Source organism: Enterococcus sp. AZ020, assembly GCF_050499205.1.
GTDB classification, from domain to species: Bacteria; Bacillota; Bacilli; order Lactobacillales; family Enterococcaceae; genus Enterococcus_L; species Enterococcus_L dunnyi.
The window spans coordinates 2,653,479-2,677,734 of sequence record NZ_JBIPAT010000001.1 but is presented as its reverse complement, the minus strand read 5'-3'; the positions used below and the strand labels follow the sequence as shown (position 1 = coordinate 2,677,734).

31 protein-coding genes and 1 other annotated feature are annotated in these 24,256 nt (G+C 36.2%); of the genes, 8 read left to right on the top strand and 23 right to left on the bottom strand.

Annotation, left to right across the window (positions count from 1 at the left end; all coding sequences use genetic code 11):
* Positions 1-17 precede the first annotated feature (17 nt).
* Complete coding sequence (locus tag IGI58_RS12895; protein ID WP_087639432.1) at positions 18-338, bottom strand: PTS sugar transporter subunit IIB; 321 nt, start codon at positions 336-338, stop codon at positions 18-20.
* 237 nt (positions 339-575) lie between these two features.
* Between IGI58_RS12895 and IGI58_RS12890 the strand changes: the two genes are divergently transcribed.
* Positions 576-2,474, top strand: coding sequence for a BglG family transcription antiterminator (locus tag IGI58_RS12890; RefSeq protein ID WP_429953096.1), 1,899 nt, complete (start codon positions 576-578; stop codon positions 2,472-2,474).
* 52 nt (positions 2,475-2,526) lie between these two features.
* On the opposite strand, the gene IGI58_RS12885 is transcribed toward IGI58_RS12890, so the two are convergent.
* Entirely contained in the window at positions 2,527-2,769 is a 243-nt protein-coding gene (locus IGI58_RS12885) for a GlsB/YeaQ/YmgE family stress response membrane protein (RefSeq protein ID WP_087639430.1), read from the bottom strand.
* Between the two features lie 360 nt (positions 2,770-3,129).
* Here IGI58_RS12885 and IGI58_RS12880 point away from each other — a divergent pair, with 360 nt between their 5' ends.
* The gene (locus tag IGI58_RS12880; protein WP_429953097.1) at positions 3,130-4,023 is read left to right on the top strand and encodes a hypothetical protein; all 894 of its coding nucleotides are present in this window, start codon (positions 3,130-3,132) and stop codon (positions 4,021-4,023) included.
* Positions 4,024-4,340: 317 nt separating this feature from the next.
* Here the strand turns inward: IGI58_RS12880 and rplL are convergent, their stop codons facing one another.
* The 10 genes from rplL to IGI58_RS12830 form a co-directional block, all read right to left on the bottom strand.
* Positions 4,341-4,709: a 50S ribosomal protein L7/L12 gene (rplL, locus tag IGI58_RS12875; RefSeq protein ID WP_088271527.1), complete on the bottom strand. Its 369-nt coding sequence runs from the start codon at positions 4,707-4,709 to the stop codon at positions 4,341-4,343.
* Between the two features lie 60 nt (positions 4,710-4,769).
* Positions 4,770-5,270, bottom strand: coding sequence for a 50S ribosomal protein L10 (gene rplJ / locus IGI58_RS12870; RefSeq protein WP_429953098.1), 501 nt, complete (start codon positions 5,268-5,270; stop codon positions 4,770-4,772).
* 151 nt (positions 5,271-5,421) lie between these two features.
* Positions 5,422-5,551 (bottom strand) — a sequence feature (ribosomal protein L10 leader region).
* Positions 5,552-5,741: 190 nt separating this feature from the next.
* Positions 5,742-6,431 (bottom strand): 50S ribosomal protein L1, encoded by a 690-nt coding sequence (rplA, locus tag IGI58_RS12865; protein WP_087639426.1) that lies wholly within the window; start codon positions 6,429-6,431, stop codon positions 5,742-5,744.
* A 108-nt stretch (positions 6,432-6,539) separates the two neighbouring features.
* Positions 6,540-6,962 carry a 50S ribosomal protein L11 gene (gene rplK, locus IGI58_RS12860; protein WP_087639425.1) on the bottom strand — a complete coding sequence of 141 codons (423 nt, stop codon included), beginning with the start codon at positions 6,960-6,962 and terminating at the stop codon, positions 6,540-6,542.
* A gap of 229 nt (positions 6,963-7,191) precedes the next feature.
* Positions 7,192-7,629, bottom strand: a complete 438-nt coding sequence (locus IGI58_RS12855) for a hypothetical protein (protein ID WP_429953099.1) — start codon at positions 7,627-7,629, stop codon at positions 7,192-7,194.
* A 15-nt stretch (positions 7,630-7,644) separates the two neighbouring features.
* Positions 7,645-9,381 (bottom strand): polymorphic toxin type 30 domain-containing protein, encoded by a 1,737-nt coding sequence (locus IGI58_RS12850; protein ID WP_429953100.1) that lies wholly within the window; start codon positions 9,379-9,381, stop codon positions 7,645-7,647.
* 13 nt (positions 9,382-9,394) lie between these two features.
* Complete coding sequence (locus tag IGI58_RS12845) at positions 9,395-9,658, bottom strand: TIGR04197 family type VII secretion effector (protein WP_429953101.1); 264 nt, start codon at positions 9,656-9,658, stop codon at positions 9,395-9,397.
* A gap of 15 nt (positions 9,659-9,673) precedes the next feature.
* Positions 9,674-10,096 carry a YwqH-like family protein gene (locus IGI58_RS12840; protein ID WP_429953102.1) on the bottom strand — a complete coding sequence of 141 codons (423 nt, stop codon included), beginning with the start codon at positions 10,094-10,096 and terminating at the stop codon, positions 9,674-9,676.
* Positions 10,097-10,101: 5 nt separating this feature from the next.
* The gene (locus tag IGI58_RS12835) at positions 10,102-10,431 is read right to left on the bottom strand and encodes a DUF4176 domain-containing protein (RefSeq protein WP_429953104.1); all 330 of its coding nucleotides are present in this window, start codon (positions 10,429-10,431) and stop codon (positions 10,102-10,104) included.
* A gap of 70 nt (positions 10,432-10,501) precedes the next feature.
* A complete protein-coding gene (locus IGI58_RS12830; RefSeq protein ID WP_429953105.1) occupies positions 10,502-10,804 on the bottom strand; it encodes a WXG100 family type VII secretion target in 303 nt (100 codons plus the stop codon).
* Between the two features lie 302 nt (positions 10,805-11,106).
* Between IGI58_RS12830 and sdaAB the strand changes: the two genes are divergently transcribed.
* Positions 11,107-11,775, top strand: a complete 669-nt coding sequence (sdaAB, locus tag IGI58_RS12825) for an L-serine ammonia-lyase, iron-sulfur-dependent subunit beta (RefSeq protein ID WP_087639423.1) — start codon at positions 11,107-11,109, stop codon at positions 11,773-11,775.
* Between the two features lie 20 nt (positions 11,776-11,795).
* Complete coding sequence (gene sdaAA / locus IGI58_RS12820; RefSeq protein WP_087639422.1) at positions 11,796-12,671, top strand: L-serine ammonia-lyase, iron-sulfur-dependent, subunit alpha; 876 nt, start codon at positions 11,796-11,798, stop codon at positions 12,669-12,671.
* 59 nt (positions 12,672-12,730) lie between these two features.
* On the opposite strand, the gene IGI58_RS12815 is transcribed toward sdaAA, so the two are convergent.
* From IGI58_RS12815 to rpmG, 4 genes are all read right to left on the bottom strand, one after another.
* Entirely contained in the window at positions 12,731-13,600 is an 870-nt protein-coding gene (locus IGI58_RS12815) for an alpha/beta fold hydrolase (protein ID WP_429953106.1), read from the bottom strand.
* An 83-nt stretch (positions 13,601-13,683) separates the two neighbouring features.
* A complete protein-coding gene (nusG, locus tag IGI58_RS12810) occupies positions 13,684-14,226 on the bottom strand; it encodes a transcription termination/antitermination protein NusG (protein WP_087639420.1) in 543 nt (180 codons plus the stop codon).
* A 165-nt stretch (positions 14,227-14,391) separates the two neighbouring features.
* Positions 14,392-14,562, bottom strand: a complete 171-nt coding sequence (gene secE, locus IGI58_RS12805) for a preprotein translocase subunit SecE (protein WP_087639412.1) — start codon at positions 14,560-14,562, stop codon at positions 14,392-14,394.
* Between the two features lie 17 nt (positions 14,563-14,579).
* Positions 14,580-14,732 carry a 50S ribosomal protein L33 gene (gene rpmG / locus IGI58_RS12800; RefSeq protein WP_087639411.1) on the bottom strand — a complete coding sequence of 51 codons (153 nt, stop codon included), beginning with the start codon at positions 14,730-14,732 and terminating at the stop codon, positions 14,580-14,582.
* Between the two features lie 147 nt (positions 14,733-14,879).
* Here rpmG and cbpA point away from each other — a divergent pair, with 147 nt between their 5' ends.
* Positions 14,880-15,527, top strand: a complete 648-nt coding sequence (gene cbpA / locus IGI58_RS12795; protein ID WP_087639410.1) for a cyclic di-AMP binding protein CbpA — start codon at positions 14,880-14,882, stop codon at positions 15,525-15,527.
* Positions 15,528-15,579: 52 nt separating this feature from the next.
* Here the strand turns inward: cbpA and murB are convergent, their stop codons facing one another.
* Both murB and IGI58_RS12785 read right to left on the bottom strand, forming a co-directional pair.
* Complete coding sequence (murB, locus tag IGI58_RS12790) at positions 15,580-16,482, bottom strand: UDP-N-acetylmuramate dehydrogenase (protein WP_429953107.1); 903 nt, start codon at positions 16,480-16,482, stop codon at positions 15,580-15,582.
* A 71-nt stretch (positions 16,483-16,553) separates the two neighbouring features.
* Positions 16,554-17,468 carry a Gfo/Idh/MocA family protein gene (locus tag IGI58_RS12785; RefSeq protein ID WP_429953109.1) on the bottom strand — a complete coding sequence of 305 codons (915 nt, stop codon included), beginning with the start codon at positions 17,466-17,468 and terminating at the stop codon, positions 16,554-16,556.
* A 160-nt stretch (positions 17,469-17,628) separates the two neighbouring features.
* On the opposite strand from IGI58_RS12785, the gene IGI58_RS12780 reads away from it, so the two are divergent.
* From IGI58_RS12780 to IGI58_RS12770, 3 genes are all read left to right on the top strand, one after another.
* Positions 17,629-18,387, top strand: a complete 759-nt coding sequence (locus IGI58_RS12780) for an exodeoxyribonuclease III (protein ID WP_087639419.1) — start codon at positions 17,629-17,631, stop codon at positions 18,385-18,387.
* Between the two features lie 107 nt (positions 18,388-18,494).
* Positions 18,495-19,028, top strand: coding sequence for a 3'-5' exonuclease (locus tag IGI58_RS12775; protein ID WP_087639418.1), 534 nt, complete (start codon positions 18,495-18,497; stop codon positions 19,026-19,028).
* Between the two features lie 96 nt (positions 19,029-19,124).
* The gene (locus IGI58_RS12770) at positions 19,125-19,946 is read left to right on the top strand and encodes an SGNH/GDSL hydrolase family protein (RefSeq protein ID WP_429953110.1); all 822 of its coding nucleotides are present in this window, start codon (positions 19,125-19,127) and stop codon (positions 19,944-19,946) included.
* 171 nt (positions 19,947-20,117) lie between these two features.
* On the opposite strand, the gene IGI58_RS12765 is transcribed toward IGI58_RS12770, so the two are convergent.
* The 5 genes from IGI58_RS12765 to IGI58_RS12745 all read right to left on the bottom strand — a co-directional run bounded on the left by IGI58_RS12765 (position 20,118) and on the right by IGI58_RS12745 (position 24,254).
* The gene (locus IGI58_RS12765) at positions 20,118-20,804 is read right to left on the bottom strand and encodes a hypothetical protein (protein WP_429953111.1); all 687 of its coding nucleotides are present in this window, start codon (positions 20,802-20,804) and stop codon (positions 20,118-20,120) included.
* Positions 20,743-21,945 (bottom strand): DUF916 and DUF3324 domain-containing protein, encoded by a 1,203-nt coding sequence (locus IGI58_RS12760; protein ID WP_429953112.1) that lies wholly within the window; start codon positions 21,943-21,945, stop codon positions 20,743-20,745. Before IGI58_RS12760 ends, IGI58_RS12765 begins: the two co-directional genes overlap by 62 nt.
* Before the next feature lie 192 nt (positions 21,946-22,137).
* Entirely contained in the window at positions 22,138-22,947 is an 810-nt protein-coding gene (locus tag IGI58_RS12755; RefSeq protein WP_429953113.1) for a WxL domain-containing protein, read from the bottom strand.
* 60 nt (positions 22,948-23,007) lie between these two features.
* A complete protein-coding gene (locus tag IGI58_RS12750; protein WP_429953114.1) occupies positions 23,008-23,889 on the bottom strand; it encodes a WxL domain-containing protein in 882 nt (293 codons plus the stop codon).
* Between the two features lie 50 nt (positions 23,890-23,939).
* Positions 23,940-24,254, bottom strand: coding sequence for an LPXTG cell wall anchor domain-containing protein (locus tag IGI58_RS12745; protein WP_429953115.1), 315 nt, complete (start codon positions 24,252-24,254; stop codon positions 23,940-23,942).
* Positions 24,255-24,256: the final 2 nt, after the last annotated feature.

Sequence of the window (24,256 nt, the reverse complement as noted above, 5' to 3'; positions counted from 1 at the left end):
CATTTACTCCTCCTTTTTTATTCTTCTTCTTTCATTGATGCTAATAAGTGCTCGATTGCAGCTTCTCCGTCAAGTGTTGCATAATATTCTTTCTTCATCAGAATTACTTTTACTGGAAATCCATGAATGATTTCGTCGATTTCGTCAATAATATACTCAAGGTGAGGCCCAACCATCAACGCATCGATTTCTTCAATATAATTTTCAATTTCCGACTCACTTCTAGCAACAATATTCATATTCAGGTCCTTGGACTTAGCCGCCTTCCGCATATTTGCTGCCATAAATCCACTGCTGGCACCTGATCCACAAACTAATAACACATTCAATTCACTCATCTTTATTCCTCCTATTTTTCAAGATCGACGTATTTACGTAACTAGGCTGCTGCATACAAACGGTATATCACTTAATTGAAACAGCTCTTTGCTACACTTTCATCTTCAACTTTTTTTTAAACAGTTTCAAATACACTTCTTTCCTCTCACAAGAGTTTTAGCGGAAACAACTATACTTGATTTGCCGTTTGAAAATCTCAATAATAAGAAGTACAAAAGGGAAAGAAGGTGAAAAATGTGTCGTTAAACAAAAAGGAAGCAGAACTGATCAAACTATTGTCCCAGCATCATGACTGGTTATCTGCCGCTTTTTTAGCTGAAACGTTATCTACTTCGACTCGAACGATCCGCAATTACGTTACTCGAATCAATCAATTGACTGAGCATGAAATAATCTGTTCTTCCAGACAAGGCTATAAAATCAATGATGCCGTCCAAATCGATGACATTCTCTCTCTAAGCAAAAAGGAAATCAATACACCTAAAGACAGAATAAATTATTTGGTGAACTTATTGATCCAGCATCATACTATAAATTATTTTGAGGCCGCTGAAACATTGTTTGTCAGCATTCCGACCATTGAAAAAGACTTGCTTCGTTTACGTAAAAAAATGGAAAAATATCGTTTAAAAATCATTAAAAACGGACAGCATCTTACGATGATCGGAGAGGAAATCGATTTTAGAAAGCTTACGAGTGATTTGCTGCAAGATGAAGCATTACGTAATTTCCAGTCACTTGATTATGTTCAGACGATTTTTCCAGATGTTCCTATTGAAACGATCCAAAAAATCGTTGTCGAGCGTCTAAGTAATCAGCATCTCTATGTCAACGGCTATGCAATCAATAGTCTATTACTACATATTGCAATTGCTATCGATCGTCTCTTACATCATCAACGCTCAGATATAGAAATGACTTCAGAGCTTCTCTCAGAAGATCAGTTAGAATATAAGATTGCCACTGATATTGGAAAAGACCTCCATCAAGCTCTATCTATCGAAATGGATCTTTATGAAATTCATAACTTGGCTCTTTTACTGATGACAAAAATTTCTCCTGCAAATGAAACCTTTTTAAGAGAGTATATGGATACCAGCATTTATGCCTTTATTTCCCAAACAATGGAAACTGTTGCAGAAAAATATTTTATTACTCATATCTCAGAAGAATTGATTTTGAACTTAGCCTTACACGTTTCAAATTTGATTTCACGAGCAAAAAGAGGCAAACAAGTCAGTAATCCTCTTTCCGAAGAAATCAAACAGTCTTATGCTTTTATTTACGAAGTAGCGATTTTTATTGCCAAACAAATTCAAAAACAAATCAATATTCCCATTTCTGATGATGAAATCACGTTTATTGCACTTCATATTGGTTCTTATTTTGAAGAAAAATTCGAAACAGAGAATAAATTGAATTGTGTGATCTATACACCTGAATACTATGACATGCACAAACGCTTAGTTTATAAGATCAGCGATATTTTTAAGAAAAGTATAAACATAACAGGCGCATTCTATCTCTTAGATGAGCAGAGTCGCTTAGAGATGAGCAATTCCGATTTAGTTTTATCTACGATCGAACTCAAGGAATTTTCTAATACAGTTCAACTCTCACCTTTTTTGTCTGGGAAAGATATTGATAAAGTTCAAAAAGCGATCAATAGGTTGAAACAACAAAAACTTGTTACTGATTTGAAAGAAAGTATTGGCAAGTATCTAACTTCAGAACGTTTTGAGCGAAATGTTTATCTATCGTCCGAATATGACTATATCGACTATCTAGGGAGTAAGTTGATTGAAAGTCAGCATATCGAGTCTTCTTTCATCGAGCTGATCAAAGAGCGTGAGAAAATGTCCGCAACCTCTTTCAATAACTCAGTTGCATTACCTCATGCAATTGAAATGAGCGCAAAAAAAACGGGCATTTCGATCATTCTGAATGATCGGCCAGTTCAGTGGGGCACTCATTACGTTCAAGTCATCATAATGATCGTCATGAACCAAAGAGATATGAAAAAGTTTCGGCAATTATTTGATTTTATGATAGATACATTTTCTACAAGTGAAAAACTAGAACAATTGTTACTAGTCCAAAATTATGAAGCTTTTATAGAAAAATTATTTGATTAGCACAAAAAACCGCTTGGAAACAATGCTTCCAAGCGGTTTTTACTGAAAATACTTATTTTTTACCTAAAAAGAATGAAACGACTGCTACTAAAATCACCGCACCGATGATTGAAGGAATCAAAGCCATTCCAGCAAGCTGAGGACCCCAGCTACCAAGTAAAGCTTGACCGATCGATGAACCGACTAAACCTGCGATAATGTTGAAAATTATGCCCATAGATTTGCCTTTACTAGTGATTGCGCCAGCAATTGCGCCGATCACACCACCGACGATTAATGTCCATAACCAATGCATATTCATGTCCTCCTTCACAATAAAATTTAAAAATAAAAATGAGTACTTATTTATGCTAACAAATTCTATTATTTCATGCGAAAGATATGCATCAAAATGAGAAAATAATGAAATTTTCCATTGCAATAGATGATTAGAAGCTTCAATTTTATATAATACTTTAGTTCTATTGTCAATCGAATCTACTAAAATGTCTAAAGAATATAAAATTCTAAATAAGTCTCATTTTCATGATATTGTTATCGCTTACTATGACTGATATAATATAAAAAACAAGTTAATAGTTGGCTATTGACTTGTTTTTACTCATGATTTTATGAGAATATCCAAAAAATATCACACAATGAAAAGGGGAGTAAAATGAAAAAATTTATTTTGTTAGCTGTTGGGGTCAGTCTTTTAGCTGGATGTAGTTCTGGCGGAAAAAAAGAAAATGTTAAAACAAATAGTTCGACGAAAGAAACTACGGAAATGACCAGTTCTTCAAAAGAAGAGAGCAAAACTAAAGATGAACCTGAGTCAGTTGAATTTGTCGCTAAAGGAGACTATATCGTAGGGACTGATATTGAGTCTGGAACTTATTATGCTGTTTTGACTGAATTAAGCCATGGAGAAAGAGATACTGACAAAAATGCTTATGTGAGCATGAATGTTCGTGGTAATACTAGAAAAAGTGAAATGCTTAGAGATGTAGGAGCCAAACAACGATTGATCTTAAAAGAAGGTGACACGATCACTTTTGATGATAATTACTCTCCAAGCTCTTGGACAGTGAGCTTTTTAAATGATTCAGATTTCAAAAAATATATGGGCGGTAAAGATACGGATACTTCAAGCTCTAGTTCAAAAGAAGCTCCTTCTTCTAGTTCTAAAGAAAGTACTCCTTCTAGCACTAAAGAAGAGACAAAAGCTTCTGAAAAATCTGAATCAACTGCATTTAAGCCTACTGATGTGTCTAATGAAACAATTAAATCGATCAAAACCTATGAAGATTATCTAGTGATGTATCAAGCGATCATCAATAACTTCTTATCCGAATATGAAGCTGCTGTAAAAGATACTGTGCTTTATGATCAAGCATCTTTTGAAGAACAAAAAAAACAATATGACCAAGCTCTTGAATCACAAAAGAAACAATATTCTAGCTATGGTAATAAGAAACTAGCTGGAAAAGATACGCTTGTTGATTTCCTTATTTCTTACAGAGATAGCTTAACTGAGATGACAAAGAGTATGAAAGAATCCTTACAATAAAGAAAGGCCTTCGGGTCTTTTTTTATTGTAAAAACAACAATTTTTCAAGTAACTTGTTCCAATAAAGCTAAATTTCTATATTTCATTTATAGAAAAATTCAAATAAATACTATTATCTGCCATCTTTATTGCTTAAAGATACTATGATCCTGTAAAAAGTTTGCTCACTAAAAATTCATCAAGATAAATCGATCATTGTTACACACTGGAAGTATATTTCTTTATTTATATGAAAGAATAAAAAATCAAGTTCATCAAAACAAAAAAAGTCAGAATCCTTATTACTAAGGATTCTGACTTTAAATAATCAAAATGAATTATTTTACTGTTACTGAAGCGCCAACTTCTTCTAAAGCAGCTTTTAAAGCTTCTGCTTCGTCTTTAGAAACGCCTTCTTTAACTGGTGCAGGAGCGCCATCAACTACAGCTTTAGCTTCTTTCAAGCCAAGACCAGTTGCTTCACGAACTGCTTTGATAACTTTAACTTTTTGATCTCCAGCTGCAGTTAATTCTACAGTGAATTCAGTTTGTTCTTCGCCGCCGCCAGCTGCAGGACCTGCTGCTGCTGCAACAGGAGCTGCTGCTGATACGTCAAATTTTTCTTCGATAGCTTTAACTAATTCGCTTAATTCTAAGATAGTTGCTGTTTCTAGTTCAGCAATAATGTTTTCAATGTTTAATGCCATTTTGAATTTCCTCCATTTAAATTAAAATTGTTTTTTTAGTTTGTGTAAATTAGGCTGCGATTAAGCAACTTCTTCTTGTTTTTCTGCCACTGCTTTGACAGCGTAAGCCACGTTTCTGACTGGCGCTTGCAATACAGATAATAGCATAGAAAGTAATCCATCGCGACTTGGTAGTTTTGCCAAAGCTGTGATTTCTTCGATAGAAGAAACTTTCCCTTCGATAACGCCACCTTTGATCTCCAATGCTTTCGCATCTTTCGCGAATTCGTCGATGATTTTAGCTGGTGCTACTACGTCTTCATTACTGAAAGCGACAGCAGTTGGACCAGTAAATACTTCGTCTAAACCTTCTAGACCTGCTTTTTTAGCTGCACGTGAAAGGATAGAATTTTTGATAACTTTCATTTCAACGTTTGCATCACGTAATTGTTTACGTAGGTTTGTTACTTCTTCTACTGTTAAACCACGGTAGTCTACAATAACAACTGAAGATGCTGCTGAGAATTTCGCTGCTGCTTCTTCAACTAGGGTTTCTTTTTTAGCGATTGCTGCTTCACTCATTTATTTTCACCTCCTGAATAGTGATGGTGGAGTTTCGACGTATATGTAGCAAAGAAATCTATTTTGCCACAAAAAGTTAGTAACAATAACGGAAACTTCGCTCACTTTGTTCGCCAAGTATTGTTTTACATCGTCTTTTTTTCAAAAAGTCGTGTAAAACAACAAAACTCCATGCCACCGTTGACATAGAGGGACCATTGATCTATTTCATCAATCATTGTCCTCGGTAGGAAATTAAGACTTGCGTCACCTACTGTCTTCGGTACAGTTAATTATTAACCTCACTCACTTTACCATAAGGTAAGTGAGTGAGTCAAGAATAATTTTAAAAATCATACAGCTTTTCTATTGATCTAGCTTTATGAACTGAAACTTCGGAAAAAAGACAAATACTATTGGTGACAAAAAACGTCACAAATAGTATTTTCTATTTTTCTGTCAGTCTCGAACGAGTTCATTCAGCTTTTCTAATTAAAATGAAGCTTGGTCAACGTGGATTCCAGGTCCAAATGTTGTTGTTACTGAAATGTTTTTGATGTATTGACCTTTTGCTGCTGATGGTTTAGCTTTCAACAATACGTCGTTGATCGTATTGAAGTTTTCAACTAATTTTGCATCATCAAATGATACTTTACCGATCGGTACGTGGATGTTACCAGCTTTGTCAACACGGTAAGTTACTTTACCAGCTTTTACTTCGTTGACAGCTTTTGTTACGTCCATTGTTACTGTACCAGTTTTAGGGTTAGGCATTAGACCTTTAGGACCTAAGACACGACCTAATTTACCAACTTCAGCCATCATGTCTGGAGTTGCTACAACTACGTCAAAGTCAAACCATCCACCTTGGATTTTTTGAACCATGTCAGCATCGCCTACGTAATCTGCACCAGCTGCTTCAGCTTCTTTTGCTTTTTCGCCTTTAGCGAAAACTAAAACAGATTGTGTTTTACCAGTTCCGTTAGGTAATACTACAGCACCACGAATTTGTTGGTCTGCTTTTTTAGGGTCTACATTTAAACGGTAAGCAACTTCAACAGTTGCGTCGAATTTTGCAATATTTGTTTCTTTAGCTAAAGCGATCGCTTCTGCTACTGGGTAAACTTTTGTTGATTCAACTTTTTTCAATGCTTCTTGCATTTTTTTGCTCTTTTTAGCCATTTTGTTTCCTCCTTGATTGTGGTTATAACGGTAGAACCTCCCACGTAATTCATATCTTTAAATATGAAATAAACTGAGAAGCTACTTCTTCGGGACGATAGAATAAAATTATTCTACAGTGATTCCCATGCTTCGTGCAGTTCCTTCAACCATGCGCATTGCTGACTCAACGTTAGCTGCGTTTAGGTCTGCCATTTTAAGTTCAGCGATTTCTTTTACTTGATCGCTAGTTACTTTAGCTACTTTAGTTTTGTTTGGCTCACCAGAACCTTTGTCGATTTTTGCAGCTTTTTTCAATAATACTGCAGCTGGTGGTGTTTTAGTAATGAATGTAAATGAACGGTCTTCATATACAGAAATTACTACTGGAATGATCAAACCAGCTTGATCAGCTGTACGAGCGTTGAATTCTTTAGTGAATCCCATGATGTTGATACCCGCTTGACCTAGTGCAGGACCTACTGGCGGAGCTGGTGTTGCTTTACCTGCAGGAATTTGCAATTTAACTAATTTTTCTACTTTTTTTGCCACGAGACATACCTCCTTGAGTCCGTGATGTGGTTAATTGGAGATGAAGATTTCTCCTCCCACGTCAGTCCTTCTTTGTTTGAGCAAAGAATTATGATGTACAAAATTGCACACTAAAATAGTATACACTGTTTTTAGTTGAACTTCAATAGAAAAAAATATGATTCAAGAAAAAAGCAATTGACTGCTGCTTTTCTTAAATTATATTTTCATTGCATTTTTATAATTTCATTCATTGTTGCGACATTCTGTAGTTAAGCTCATACAACGCATCTTCAACGTCTTCTTTTAAACTAGCATTATCTTTGAACTGTTCTATATAAGTTTTGTATTCTTTTTTTCCAGAATATCCCAGCAATGACAATATATAGCTGATAGATTGTTCATTGAAAGTTGATAAATTCGAAATAATCGGAGACAAATCTATTTCTTTATCAACTCCTTGACAGTTTTCGCCTCTTAAAATAATATCTAATACTTCTTCTTTTATTCCATCATCCGTTTGTGTGACTAAAAAACTTATTAATAGATTTAAGTCTTTAATAACTTCTTCTTTTTGTATATCTCCATACTCGATATAGTCACTTATCTCACCAAGTGTTTTCATTTTTGTGCTTTTCGTCACTTTTAAATTAGTAAGAACTTGATCTATTTTCTTTTCGATTTCCATGAGTCGGTCCTCCGATTATTTTGGTGTCTGAATAGGTATATGAGTATTATTAGCAGCTGATTCGTTATAGTTGGGACTATTGGGTTTCACTATACCCGGTGGCTGGAACTCACCTGAAACAAAATCAAGGAATTTCTTTCCTTTTTGAACTCTAACAATCCAGTTTTCAGATGCATAACTACCTGCTGGAGCTGATGGGTCTGGACCATGAACTCGTATTCGCATTGTTGATCCATCATCAGCAGTCCATTTATATTCAAATCCCTCTGTAACTTTTCCAGACTGTGGTTTTAAAATCCGTTTAGTTGCATCTTTTGGTATTCTAGATAAGATTTCCCTTACTTTCATCCCGTTTAAATCACCAAAATCTCCTACTTTCCCGCTTCCTAAACGACTAGATGTACTATTTTTGATTGAATTTGCCACAATATTTCCAGAGAATTTGTATGCAGCAATTCCAGTACTTACAGCACTTACTACTCCTGTTGCATTGCCTATATTGCGAGCAGTTCGCTCATCAACACCAAACCAATCTTTGCTAATAGAGTAGCCAGCAGCTGATCCTAGCTTACCACCGAAATAACCAGCACCTGCTGTTGCAACGCTTTGTCCAGTTCCCATTATAACAGCTTTTGAGATAGATCCTCCAAATTTTTGTGCAATATTCACTGCATTTCCGATAGGAATCATTGAGCCCGCCACAAATGTTGCTGTGAACCCAAAAACATCATACGCTGTTTGGTTTCCCATAAATATCGTGTCTCTAAGAGGATTAAAGGCAGCACTTGTTGCATCTCCAGCTAAGCCATAGCCAATATTTTGTCCTGCTTCAAATAGATTAGAATATCCATATGCCATTGAAGCACTTCCCGCAACAAAAGCTGTTACAACAATGGGAGTTGCCATTCCAGCTGTAAGTACAATAGCTGCGACTCCCGCAACAACTGCTAATGTTGCTCCAATAGCTTGCCAAATTCCTTGATCAACTCTTGCTTGTGCCGCTTCAGCGGTGAGTGCTTCATAACGCTGTTCTTCACGTTTGCCAACTTCTACTAATTTTGCTTCTAATCCTGCACGTCCTTGTTGAGTCTTATCAAATGCAGCAACAAGTTCTTGTGCTGCTGGTATTTCAGCAATTGAACCTGAACGGTAGTCGATGGCAATTGATTTATTCTGACTCATATAAGAAGCTATGAGCCCCTCAAATGAGGTTAATAGTTCTTTAAAAGCTGTCAAATCATTTGAAGCATGCGTATGTTCATTTGTACCAACTTTTTCTCGAATATCTGAAATTGATTGAATGAGTTCCCCATAATTATTATTTATTGACATATCATTTGGTCCATAATTGGATACTAAATCTGAGATCGTATCTACTGCACTTTTTAACGATTCAGCCTCTGTTTGAAAATCTCCTTGTGAACCTGGGAGATAGGATAGTAACGAATTAAACGTTTCTTCATCCAGTTCGGCATGTAAATTACTATCTAGCTGAAATGTATCATCTTTATAAAGGATGAAGCGTGTCTGATATTCTGTCAATAATTCACCTATACTTGCAAAAAGCGTTCCGTGAACCTCAGCGAGGTATGATTTCATTCGATCGGCAGCTTGTCCGCTTAAGCTTGGTAGATTTGCAAAGAAATTTACATGTTCTGAGAGCTTTCCAAGCGTTTCGCCACAAGCATTAAAGGATTGTGTGGTTACAGACTGTGCTACAGTTAAATCATCGAAAAGAATTCGATAACCCATTTTTTCACCTTCTTTATTTTAATAATTGATTTTCTGCCTGTTGCAATGCATTTCCTGCTTGTAAAATCATAGTCAAGTCTCTTGCTAAAAGCTCTTGGTAGTTCGATAGAGCTGTTTTAAGTGCTTGGTATTCCTCTTTGTATTGCGTCAATGCTTGAGAATCTGATTGATAATCTGGAAAGTCTTCCAGACCAGAAGTTATTTCTGAACTAGTCGCTTGTAATTGGCTAATTGCTGATAGAAATTCTAGTTGGTTGATTTGTATGACACCAAACATTTTTTCTTTCCCTCCTTATAAGTGAAATAGTTTCTCTAGTTCATTGCCAATATTATTTAAACTGTTTTGAAGCCAACCGATAACGCCAGTAGCATCATTAGCCTCATTTTCTAATCGAGTGATTTCATCACAGATTGCGTCATAAAGGTCATCAACACCGTTATAGTATGTTTTATAATTTCCATCTAAATCCGTCATCATTGATTCAAAATTCTCTTTATTTTTACCCTTCCATGGGTCCTGCTCTTTCTTTTTTGCAACTTCAGGCTTAATAGAACCAATCGATCGCTGAACAGCATTTACATCTTTTTTTGCTTGCTCTAGTCGTTGCAATTTTTCCTCAATATTCTTTTTATCTATTTCAGCTTGATCTAGCTCAGACTGTTGTCTTCTTTGTTGACCTTGTAACTGGGAAATCTCAGCATCTTTTTTGCCCATGATGATTATCCTCCATTTCGTTGAGCTTGTTGTAGCTGTTTAACATTTCCTTTAGGCAAGTCAGCTTCTGTAAGTGCTTCGTTCAGACTTTCTAGCGCTAATTCATTTTCATCATTTGTAAAACCTTCATGTACTTTTTTTTGAATATCCTCACTGTTAAAATAAATCAAACTATCTCCTAAAAGACCTTCTGGATACAAGCAAGCACCATAATCAAAATGGACAGTACTCCCTTCAATCACCGTTGCAAGACCTCGAGCAATGATCATCAATTTCTTCGTATTTCCTTTGACAATACAAATTGTACCTAATGGTAAAAATTCAGTTTTTTCCATTTATAATCCTCCTAAGTAGAAATAAAGACACAAAAAGCAGCAAGACCAAGAGAGTCTCACTGCTTTTATATTACAAACCTCGTCCAATTGCAGAAGAAATATTTTGATCTGTTTCTTCCATAATAGTTGCAACTTCATTCAGCTGTTTATTAATTTGCTCTAATAACTCTGCAAATTCAGTTACTTTTGGTTTTAAAGCAGTGAATTGATTGTTAAAGCTATCAAAACCGCTACCTTCCCAGTTACCTTGAATTGTATCTTGTTCTGATTGTAACTTTTGGAGAATATCATTTACCTGATTTGAACCATCTGTGTATTTTGTTGCTGAAGTGCGTAGCTCCTGTGGGGATAATTTAATTTTGTCGCCTGCCATACATTTGTCACTCCTTCTATGTTTTTAGAAAGTAAATAACTTTCTGTCCATTACATTTTACCAAAAATAAATTAAATGTTTTACCAAGTTTTTTATTCGTGTGATAAATAAATGAAAAAACTTTCTTTAAGACTATTTTTTTAATTCATAGCTTATATATATATCACTTTTCAACGTACCTAAGGAAAAAATTAAAATTGAAAAAAGGAACATTTCAACTCACTAGTTTTCTTTGAATAATTATGATAGACTTTCGTTAGTAAAAATCTGAGTTTAACTAAGAAAATAGGTGAAATAATCAAATGGAAAATTTACGTTATAAAAGTGTCTTTGACATTATTGGTCCAGTAATGATCGGTCCTAGCAGTTCCCATACTGCAGGAGCAGCACGTATCGGTAAAATCGTCCGCAGTATTTTCGGAGAACAGCCTGATACTGTCGATATTTATTTATATGAATCGTTTGCTAAAACCTATCGCGGGCATGGGACCGATATTGCTTTAGTCGGAGGATTATTGGATATGGAGCCTGATGATGAACGATTGGCAGACTCATTAAAAATCGCTCATGAACAAAATATGGAAGTCCTATTTGTGCCACTCAAAGAAAAAGCAGAGCATCCCAATTCAGTAAAATTACTCGTCTCTAAAGGAGATCGTAAATTGTCAGTTACTGGAATTTCGATCGGCGGCGGTAATATTCAAATTTCCGAGCTGAATGGTTTCAAGATTTCGTTGACTATGGGAACTCCGACATTTATCATCGTCCATCAAGATGTTCCTGGAATGATCGCTAAAGTGACCAACCTTCTTTCTGAAACAAATATCAATATTGGCACAATGACTGTCACACGGGAATCGAAGGGTGAAAAAGCTATCATGATCATTGAGATCGATCATGCAGATATTGGGGACATTACTATGAAACTAGTCCAGATCCCTCATATTTTCAGTGTAAATTATTTTGATTAAACGAAAGGAGCAGTAAAAATATGTTTCTGTCAATAGAAGAGTTAGTAGAACAAGCAGCAGCTTACCCTTCTGTGGCTGAATTGATGATCGCAACAGAAATCGAAAATCATGGTCATAGTCGTGAAAAAATCATTGAGACAATGGAACGCAACCTTGCAGTTATGAAGCAGTCGATCGAGGAAGGTGTCGCTGGTGTGACATCAGTCACTGGTATCACGGGAGGGGACGCAACCCGATTAAATACATACATTCAAGCTGGAAATTTTTTAAGCGGTGAAACGATTTTAACCGCTGTTAGAAATGCGGTTGCTGTAAACGAAGTCAATGCCAACATGGGCTTGATTTGCGCCACTCCGACAGCTGGAAGTGCTGGGGTCGTTCCCGGTGTTTTGATGGCAGCTATTGAAAAATTACATTTAACACATGAACAACAGCTGGATTTCTTATTTACTGCTGGTGCTTTTGGCTTAGTGATTGCTAATAATTCCTCTATCAGTGGTGCAGAAGGCGGCTGTCAGGCCGAAGTTGGTTCAGCCAGTGCAATGGCCAGTGCTGCTTTAGTCAGTGCTGCCGGCGGCTCCGCCGATCAGTCTGCTCAAGCGGTTGCGATCACTTTAAAAAATATGATGGGGTTAATTTGTGATCCTGTCGCTGGACTTGTTGAAGTTCCCTGTGTGAAACGCAATGCCTTAGGTTCCTCACAAGCATTTATCTCAGCAGACATGGCACTTGCCGGCATCCGCAGTGTCATACCACCAGATGAAGTCGTAGCAGCAATGTATCAAGTGGGACGTCAAATGCCTCAAATCTTCAAAGAAACTGCCGAAGGCGGATTAGCGATGACACCAACTGCTCAACGGCTGACAAAAGAAATCGCAAATAATCAAACAAAATAAACTGAAAAACTGTTGCAGTCCCCATTGAGTTTCATCTGGAGTGCAACAGTTTTTCAGTTTTATTTTTCAGACAGCCACAAAAAGTTTGCAACAGTCTGATCTACTTCTCTATTTTCATGTAGCTGACTATGCTGTGCGTTTTTCCCATAAAAAATTTTTTCTTGAACACTATTTCCATGTGCTTTAAATAAGGCTACTACGCTTAGTGCATCTGCTACTGGAACAATTTCATCACTTAGACTACCGTCCTCTATATCTCCGGCAAGAATCAGTATAGGCATTCTTGTTGAAACTTTATTGATCCCGTTTGCATAATCTGCATAGCGTTCACTTTGAACAGACGGTCCATTTGTAAGCAATCCATCAATCGTCTCCCCTTCTGACAATTCAACAAAATTATTGAAAGGAGCGGCAATCGCAACAAATTTTTGAACTGCCGGTAAGCTTGGATCATCGCCATATGTCGTCAAATACCTTAACGCACTGATGCCGCCCATTGAATGTCCGACAAGATTGACTTGATCGATGTCAAATGTATCTCGAAGATAAATCAGGCAATTCTTGATCCACTCTGCTTGGTTCCATTCATTATTTTTATTATCTTCAAATAATACTTGAATACTTGGATTGTCCTGTTTTCCCGTAAGATTTCCTGAAGCTTTCACTTCTCCTTCAACACTTACCGTTAGAACAAGTTCTTTCTTCGTGACGCGATCTGCTTCTAGTCGTTTGATCATTCCGCCAAAAGAACCGCTGCCGCCACTATAACCATGAATAAAAAGTGTAGGAACTGCTGATTTTGACTCAGTTACACTAGAACTTGTCGGGTCTGATGAAGGCTGCTTCTCCACTATTTTTTTACTTGTACAGCCTGTAAAAAGAAGCGCTAAACAAATCAGAACTGTATAAAACATCTTTTTTCTTTTCATAACCGAACCTCCATAACAATAAAATCAAAAAAGCAAGCCAAACCGAATCTCCAGTCCTGACCTGCTTTAGTATATTGGATCTTTTAAATTGAATCTACTTGTTCAAAGTCTAGCTCTGTGCTTGTTTCACGACCGAACATATCGATATTTACTTTCAGTTTTTGGCGTTCTTCATCTACCTCAGTCACTTCTCCTTCAAGACCAGAGAATGCTCCTTCAATGATTCGAACTGTGTCTCCTAAAGAAACATCTAGATCAGACTGACGAGTACTCATGCCGATCGAACGCAAAATGTGGTTGATCTCTTCTTGTAATAACGGTGCTGGTTTACTCCCCGCTCCATGTGAGCCGACAAATCCCGTAACACCTGGTGTATTACGGACAACGTACCAAGAATCATCCGTCATCGTCATTTCTACTAAAACATATCCTGGGAATGTTTTATTGACGATTTCTTTTTCTTTCCCATTTTTTATTTCTGTGGCTGTTTCTTCTGGAACAACAACACGGAAAATAAAATCACCCATTCCCATGCTTTGCGCACGTGATTCAATGTTTGCTTTGACCTTATTCTCGTAACCAGAGTATGTATGAAGTACATACCAATTTTTTTCAAATGATTCCATTTTGATGCAGCTCCTTTGATTTTATAGTAAAAATGATCATTCAAGAATCGTAAACGTCTAGTTAAAACTCATTTTCTTTTGTAAGTGAAAATAAAAAAACCTCAGTTCCCCGAAGTTTTTCTCCACTGCAATTATAGCATCGTTTCTGCTAAATTACTAGTTTTATTATTTAAGAATCCAGCCAAACACTGTTTGAACTGCAGTATCCATGACAAAGAACAATGCTGCGAAAATAATTGACGTTTCAATAACGACCAATGTATCTTTGCGTAATTGTTTTTTTGATGGCCAAGTTACTTGTTTCATCTCATCTTTAACACTACGTAAAAACTTCATTTGAGTCCCTCCAATATCTATTTCGTCTCTTTATGTAACGTGTATTTTTGACAGTATTTACAGAATTTTTTGATTTCTAACCGTTCTCCACGTTTTCCTTCACTGACGGCTTTAGAATAGTTTCTGGAGCCACAATCTGAACATGCAAGTGCTGCTTTTTTGGTTGCCATTGTTCAACCTCCTCTATTCAAAAATTTACTAACTAACATTATCATTCTTTTGACAGAATGTCAATCTATACTCAATAAACTATGGTTTTCAAGGGAATTATGGTATGATTAGCTTGTCAGAAGAATTTATCCTACGGGGGGCTTATCATGTTATTAAAATCCGTTGTTATCAAAAAGAAAAACCTTACAACTGTCAATGAATCTTGTACATTAGAAGAAGCATTGAACATCCTTGAAGATTCAGGTTACCGCTGTGTGCCGATTCTTGATGAATCAGAAAAAATCTTCCGAGGAAATATCTATAAAATGCATATCTATCGCCATAAAGCAAACGGCGGAGACATGAGTCTACCAGTGACTTATTTATTGAAGAATGCCACTAAGTTTATTTTTGTGAATACTTCTTTCTTCAAAGTATTTTTCACGATCAAAGAGTTGCCTTACATTGCAGTTCTAGATGAAAACAATTATTTTTACGGCATTTTAACACATAGTACGTTATTAAATATCTTGGCGCAATCTTGGAATATCGAACGCGGAAGCTATGTTTTGACGATCGCAACAACTGGAAGACAAGGCGATTTAGCTGCAATGACGAAAATCATTGCTAAACACAGTAGTATTGCTAGCTGTATCACTTTAGATATTGGCGAAGATGAGTTTATCCGCCGTACATTGATTACTTTACCAGCTGAAACAACTGAAGAAACTTGTGCTCAAATAGTTGAAAATCTAGAGCGTAAAAACTTAAAAGTTGTTGAAATCGAAGATTTAAAAGCAAATAATGCAGAATAGATAAAAAAAGAGCTTGCACGGTGCAAGCTCTTTTTTTATCTTCGATCATTCTTTAGTTTTCTTCCCCGATGATTCGAACCTCTGTTTCTAATGAAACATCAAATTTTTCTTTAATGACTGCTTGAATATGTGCGATCAATTCCACATAGTCAGTTGCAGTGGCGTGATCGATATTTACAATGAAGCCGGCATGCTTTTCAGATATCTGCGCACCGCCCCATTTTAGTCCTTGTAAACCTGCATCTTGAATCAGCTTTCCAGTAAAATGCCCTTCCGGACGTTTAAATACACTTCCACAAGAAGGATATTCTAGCGGTTGTTTAGAAACTCTCAGCTCTGTCAGCTCATCCATTTTCGCTTTGATCAGTTTATGGTCACCTTTCGTCAGGCTAAATCTAGCTTCAAGAATGATACAATGCATTGTTTGGATCACACTGTGGCGATAAGAAAAGTCCATTTCTTCATTTGTAAGAGTCTTGATTGTGCCGTCTTCTAATAAAATATCGACAGATGTAAAAACATCCTTGATCTCTCCACCATAAGCGCCAGCATTCATATAAATAGCGCCACCCACACTTCCCGGAATCCCGCAGGCAAATTCAAAACCAGCCAAATCATGATCCAGCGCAACGTAGGTCGTATCGATCAATTTTGCTCCAGCTTCGACCACTAATCCATCATCCAAAACCGACACTTGCTTCATTTCTTCCAACATAATGACCATTCCGCGAATCCCGCCATCACGCACGATCAAATTACTGGCATTTCCTAAAACAAGCCAAGGAAGGTCATGATTTTTACAATAAGCAACTAATAAAGCGACTTCTTCTTTTGATTTTGGGAAAGCCAAAACATCGACCGGGCCTCCCGTTTTCGTAAAAGTAAAATTCATCAAAGGCTCATCAAATAGTAGTTTTATATCTTTTAATTTAGTCATCATTTCATTTTTATTCATCGAAAGTCGTTCCTTTCTTTCAAACATCCTATTTATTCTAGCATGCCTAAGGAAAACTTTCTAGTCCGATTCTATAAAATATGCTGTTGATGCTGACGAATCATTTTGGCGCATAACTCATGACTTGTGAAAATGTCCGCTTGCCGTAACGTTTCTATTTCTTGGTTTTCTATTGCAGCAATAAATGTCGTCACCATTTGCTGAAATCCTCTTTTTTCTAAAGTCGACGTCCAATCACCAAACCCTTTTTGTTCTGTCCCCTGAATAGTTTTGACTGTCAAATCAGTTAGATTTTCTAAAGTATACGTTCCCTCATCACTCATCAATTGATACGTTTCTGTATTGGCTCCAGCAAAAAGATTCATCGAAGCAATCGCTGTTGTTGTTTCTGTTTCAACCTGAAGAACAGCTCTTTTTAAGAACCCTTTTTCCTCGATGATCTTCGTCTGAACCTGGCGGATTGAATCATCCAGTAAGTAAACTAGTGTATCTGCAACATGTAAAAATAGATCATAGATGACAAAATCTGTCGTTTGCTGTGCAGCGGTCCGATTCTTTTGGATGAATAACATATTTTTATTTTTCACTGCCTTTAGTTCATCTACTAAAGGTGCAAACCGGCGATTGAAGCCCACCATCAAAAGTAAGTTTTTTTCTACTGCCAATGTTTGGATTTCCTGCACTTCAGCCAAATTTTCACTTAACGGTTTATCAACAAATACATGGACACCCGCTTCAAGCAATTGCTTTACTACTTGTCCATGCACTTTAGTCGCTACATGGACAAAACAAGCTTCGATCCCTCTTTCGATCAATTCCTCGATGGATGATACTGTCTCCGTAAATCCATATCTTTCACTAACTTCACGACGCGTTGCCTCATTTCTGGTAGATAAGATAAAGGTTGCCTGATCTCTCAATTCAGCATATACAGGTAAATAAGCTTTTTGGGCAATATTCCCTAAACCGATCACTCCGATTTTCATCTGATTTCCTCACAATCATTAATTGATAGCTCTATCATACTATATTTTCTCAATACAACAACACTTATACCTTATATAAAAAGTTTTATTCTCTCGATATTCCTCTTCTTTATGTTAAACTAAGACTATCAAATCATTACTCTAGAAAGGTGCTGTAAAGATGAAATGTATCTCATGGAATGTCAACGGCTTGAGGGCTGTTGTGAAGAAAAATTTTATGGACGTCTTCAATGAATTAGATGCGGACTTTTTCTGCTTACAAGAAACAAAATTACAAGAAGGGCAAATCGATTTGGAGCTTCCTGGTTATTATCAATACTGGAATTATGCTGAAAAAAAAGGCTATTCCGGCACAGCGATTTTTGCGAAAAAAGAAGCGCTGAGCGTTCGCTACGGCATGGGGCTTGAAGAACACGATCAGGAAGGTCGGCTGATCACATTAGAGTATCCAGAATTTTTTATGATCACGTGCTATACGCCTAATTCTCAAAACGAATTGAAACGTTTGGATTATCGCATGACTTGGGAAGATGCTTTTCGTGCGTATTTGAATGAATTAAGCAAAGAAAAACCTGTGATCTTATGCGGTGATTTAAATGTAGCTCATCAAAATATCGATCTAAAAAACTGGAAAACGAATCAAAAAAATGCTGGCTTCACGCCTGAAGAACGTCAGAAGTTTACTGAGCTTTTAGACAGTGGATTTATTGACACTTACCGTTATTTCAATCCAGATCAAGAAGGTGTATATTCTTGGTGGAGTTATCGCTTCAATGCGCGGAAAAATAATGCTGGATGGAGAATCGACTATTTTGTTGTTTCTGATGGCTTAAAAGAGCAATTGACTGATGCAAAAATCCATACTGATATTATAGGTAGTGATCATTGTCCAGTCGAAGTCGATTTAGCTTTTTCATAGTCTTTAACGAATTTTATTAATATTTTTCAATTTGCCTTACCATCTGTCTAATCTTTTGATATACTGCATGTATGAATTAATTTTGTTAATCGAAAGGGATAATGACCATGAACTTTTATTCCATAGACTTTGAAACAGCCAGCTATGCTAAACATAGTGCCTGTTCCATCGCTTTAGTAAAAGTAGAAAATAGTAAGATCGTTGATGAATATTATTCACTGATCAAACCAGAAACAGATTTCTTCTGGAAAAATATTCAAATCCATGGAATCAAACCAGAAGATGTGGCTGATGCACCCAAGTTTCCAGATGTTTGGCAGCAAATTCAAGCTTGTTTCAAACCAAACAGTTTAGTTGTTGCTCATAATGCTCCGTTTGACTGCGGTGTTCTTGCTGGCTGTTTAGATTATTATGGATTAAATCAGCCGAACTATTTATCCTTATGCACAGTTAAAACAAGCCGCAAACTTTTTCCCGAAATGCCAAATCACAAGTTGAATACTGTTTGTGAGAACTTAAATATTCAATTGAACAATCACCACGACGCCCTTGAAGATAGTCGTGCCTGTGCTGAAATCTTACTTTATCAGGAAAAACATTTCGGTGTAGAACCCTTGAAAAAATTAGTAACAATCAAATAATCCGGCTTTCTCCGCTTCGTTCACTTGATTTTCAAGTTGTAGGAAGCGGTCTTTTTTTGGTATACTCTAGACTACTACAAAAAAAGGATGTTCTAGATGAAAAAATTTAGTTATGCATTGGCTGGTGCTGCTGTCCCTATCATTATATTTATCCTCTATTTTTTCTTTGCCACAAATCCTGCAAAAGAAAAAACGATGGAAGCTGCCGAGTCAAGCACATTTGAAACAAACGAGTCAACGTCAACTACCAATGAAGTTTCAACAAGCCTACCAGAAAAACTGATATATGCTCCGATGGGCGATAGCTTGAGTGCTGGCTGGATCGTTGAAAAAGAAGACGAGAAATTTACTTCTGTTTTAGCAACTAAACTTTCAGAAGAGTTTGATATAAACATCGATCAGAAAGGCATTTTCAAAGCAGGCGAAAAAGCAAGCGGCCTAGGAATATCAAGCATCGAAGACATAAAGGAACAAAAACCAGATTTGGTAACGATCGAATATGGTACCAATGATATTTTAGCTTATAAAGATGATCAAAGCTTACTTCAGTTTGAAGCAAATATTTCTCATATCGTTACAGAGTTGCAGGCTGAACACATTTTTATCGTTTTAGTGACTACTTGGAATCGCGATCAAAAACTATCCCAGCGCTATGATGACGTTCTTTTTAAAGTAGGAGCAAAATATGGTGTTCCAGTCGCAAACATTCGTGGTCTATGGACTACTCAAACGGATACTATCGATCCAAAAAAGTATCCGAACATTATTGATAGAAAAGAAATTGAAAAAGATATGCATCCTAATACAAAAGGACACGAAGAAATCGCAAAAAGAATTTTTCAGACGATTGAAAAGCCTTTTTCCGATTATTTAGGAGATAAATACGGACTGACAAAAAAACAGCAGATTGGTTTATAGCACCTAAAACCAAAAAATAGAAGAGTGAAAATCCTTTATCTAATTTTCACTCTTCTATTTTTTATTTCTGAGAGAACTCAGCCTTGCTTGATAGCTTACTTAGCTTTTCATTCCTTAAAAGAATGGCCATTAGTGTGAGCCTGATTTCATTGCTATCATAAATTTTTTAAACTATTTAATTTCTTTAAACGGAATTCGCTCATTCGAAAAATAAGAATGATTTAAATAGAGCACTCTTTTTTCTTTATTCAACGTGATTGGTTCAAGTGAAAAATGGAAATAATTATCAATCGACTTTTTATTGTATATTTTTTTTATGCCCGCTTCTGTATATTCTAGTTGTAATTGCGTTTTATTGTCTATAATTTTTTTATAAAGCGAATTTGTTTTTTGTAATTTACTAATTTCTTCTGCTGGAATTTTTTGTTTATCTAAGTGAATTTGTACTTTTGTTTTTTTGCTGTCATATATATTTACACCGTTAGCTTTCCATTCGCCTTTATAAACAAGTGTATATCCAGATACACCTTGAAAATCTTCTATTTTCGCTGACCACAAATTACCTTTACTTGTTAAAATCATTCCCATAGTAGTGTTTTCCCATGTTCCTCTGATTTTTCCTGAAAATGGATAGACCAAATAAGTTCCAACCATTAGTAAGATAATTAATAGTCCTAAAAAGACAAGTAAAAAATAGAAACTTCGCGATCTAACACTAACTTCTTCAAACCCATCCTCGTCCAAAATATTTTCTTCCTCTTGAATGAAAGTTGTCTTTATCACCTGCTCATTTGGACTACTTTGGTTTTCGTTTTGTTGATTGGATAGGTGGTTTTCGTTTTGTTTTACCGGCTCCATTTCTTATTTCCTTTCCTTTAGTTTTAGCGTTAGAAGGTTTTCTCTTGCCATTTCCTTTTTTTCTACGCTGTTTTTTCTTCCGTTTTTTTGATAAAACAATTAACAAAATAACGATTATAATTAGCAAAATTCCGAACACAATCACACCATAGATAATGTACTTCATATAATCTTTTTCTAAGTCAACAGCTTTTTCGTTTAATTCCTTAGCTTCTTTAGCACTGATGGTAAAGTCTTGTTTGAATTCCCACGTTTGTCCGGTAGCTTCTGATTTGGCTGTCATTTCTAATTGATAGCTACCTGCTTCAAATGGTTTATTCTCCCATGAAATTGCGTAGTCAAAGTTTGTATTGGGTGCTACTCGGTAATCGTTGACCTTTTGTTCATGAAGTACATCAGAACTCCCCTTCTTCATGATTTTTGCATCATATGTTACTTTATCAATAATTGTTGGAGTAGGGTTTTGTAGATTCACTTTTACCGCATTTCTTCCAACCACTTGGGAAGCTAGGATTTTCTTTACTTTTAAATCTGATTTTGGAAGTTTCTCATTTTCACGCAGTCTTAGAGCGATCGTATACGCATATTTATTTGATATGCTAAAACCGCTATCTTCTTTTTCGGCTTTTGTTTTATCGTCTTTCTCTCCTTCAGCATCTGTTACTCGAACCCCGCCATATATAATTCCTTCAAAAGGTTCTGACGGAATCGTTAGATTAATTTTAACATCGGCTTCACTTTTAGCAGGTATACTTATGAATTCATCCGTTTTAGCGATATCAGATAATGGTATTTTCATGCTTTCATCTCGTTTTGAAGCATCCAAAGCATAGACAAACGAACCACTCGCACCTGTATAAGCTGGATTGATTTCAATTTTTGCCGTTGTTTCTTTGTCTCCCATATTGTAGACTTTCAACGTCAATTCTTGCGTTTGGCCTGGTTTTACTTCTAAGTCATAATACCCCGCATCTTTGGTCACTTGATTATCTGGTAATTCGGCTTTAACAGATAGATTAGATTCTTCACCTTCTGCATAGGTATTTACTGGAATAAAAGAGCAAAAGGCTGTGATTAAACAAAATAAAAAAAAGCTCTTCTTCATTAAAGAAGTATGTATTTTCAGAGTTAGGTTTTGCATGATTATTTTCCTCTCGGTTGCTTGATTTATGAATGAAAAAGATAGGTGTAAAAGGTTAAAACTTCTTGTATGTTGTATTGATACAAGAAATGAACTGCTTTTACACCACTATTTATTCGTATTTAGAGGGTGCGGCGAAACACGTTCACGTTTCACCACAGCCCTCTTAATCTTTTATTTGTGCTTCTCTTTTTATGGTTCTACAGTTAGAGACCATGTAAGTTTTGTTGAATAAGCTTTAGCTTGTGCTTTATCTGATGCTGGAACATTTAATTGTACATCATCATATCGTGTATCTAAAGCTGGTGCTGAAGCTGCACCTGAACCATACTGACTTTCATCATAGTCTTTTTTGAAAACAACAGATGAAATTGAACCATTCGTTGTTCCCTCATTTGTATCCAATTTTTTTGAAGAGAATACGTTTAAAGAATCTGGAGTTTCACTAGCTACAGGAATCACAGCATGTCCATTTTCAGGAATTGCTACACCTGCTACCATATTACTAGCATTAGAATTATTTAAGTTATTCGTAAATGATTGATTAAAAATACGAATACGTGAATTCGCCAACGTATGACCAGCGGCTTCCTTGAACATTGCATCTTGGCTCACAGAAACGTTCCAATTTGTTTGGCGTTGACCTGAAAAATCTCCAACTTGGACAAATAACGGTACAGCGTACTTCGTTTCTTCATCACCTTTGTGTGCATAGGATTCATGGATAACTTCTAAGTCATCCCCTTTTGCTTTTAATTCATTTGTTCCAAAATCAAAAGTCGGTGCATGTAGTAATTGCACACCTTTAACTTGTGTTTTCTCACCATCGATTACGATCTCTTCATCCGTTCCAGGTTTGACAGGATCTTGAATCGTAGTTGGTACCTCAAAGTTTGCTTTTCCATCTGATTTTACAGACTCAGCTGATGCTGTTTGCGCTGTTGCAATTAAGCTAGTTAATGCCACTGCACAAATTCCACTATATATAATTGATTTTTTCATTTTTTCCTCCTTGATTTCAAAATTCCTTTAAATAAATACCGCTTGGTTTGTAACAACTTGCTATTGTTCAGACGGTTCTGATTCTGATGCTCCTGGTTCTACAATTAGTGTCCAAGTTAATTTTGTTGTATATTCTTTCGCTTTTGCTTGGTCACCAGCTGGTACATTTAGTTTTACACCATCATACGTTGCTGTTTCTTTTGTTTTTTCAGGATTATAATCTTCCGCTAAATACCCATCGCTAAAAACGGCTGATGTTGTTGAAGCATTGGTAAAGCCAGCTACCGTACTCTTCAATACAGTTAGTTCTCCTTCTTCAGCCCCTTTTACTGGAATAGCAGAATGGCTACCGAAATCTTTATCTGTTGTATTTAAACCAACACCAGTAATTTTTTCTGCTAATGTTACATCATCATGCAGTGAATTAGTAAAGGTGTTCCCAAAAATACGAATTCGCGAATTTGGTAATGTCGAGTTGTCAGCAGATGTAAACGGTGTATCTTGTACAACTGATAAACTCCACGTCGCTTTTTCATTACCTGAAACATCACTTACTTGAACTGAATGTGGCATATGGAAATAATCAGAATTGCCTGACTCATCAGCTTTCAATGTACGCTTTTCTGTGTAAGCTGGATATTCAGTCGTTTTGACACTTGTTTTATTATCCTTGCCAAAATCGAAGTTCGGTAAATGAGTTACATAAATCCCATTGCTATTTGGTAATGGGATAGGCTTACCGTCCTTATCTTTATCATCTTCAAGATCTTCGCCATCCTTTGGACCTTTTTCTGGTTTCGTTGTTCCTGGTTTTTCCCCATGAGTAAAACCAACTTCCCCAGTTGTTTTGCTGCTTTCTAAGGCTTCAGCAGAAGCTACTTGTGCACCAACTGATAAAACCATAGCACTCAATAATAGACTTGCTAACATTCTTTTCTTCATTTTGTACTCCTCTTCTTTAATGTTTATTATTGTTAAACTAGACATGTTGTCTACGAGAAACCCTGTTTGTTTCGTCTCTTTATTAAGACGATAATCACTGTTGCGACCAATGAAATCGTTCCAATTATTGTTATATATCTTAGAACTACTTCTCCGGTTTTTGGTAACAGTCCGTTATTTTTCTTTTTGGGGTTCCTAGGATCTTTTGGATCTTTGGGTTTATTTGGCTTTTTCTTACCGCCATCAATAAATCCGATTTGCCCCTCTGTTTTCCCATTTTCTTGAGCAGCCATTACCGTCATACTATTTAGAACGAATATACTAATCAACAGAAGGAACAGTAAATAAATTCTTTTCTTTTTCATCT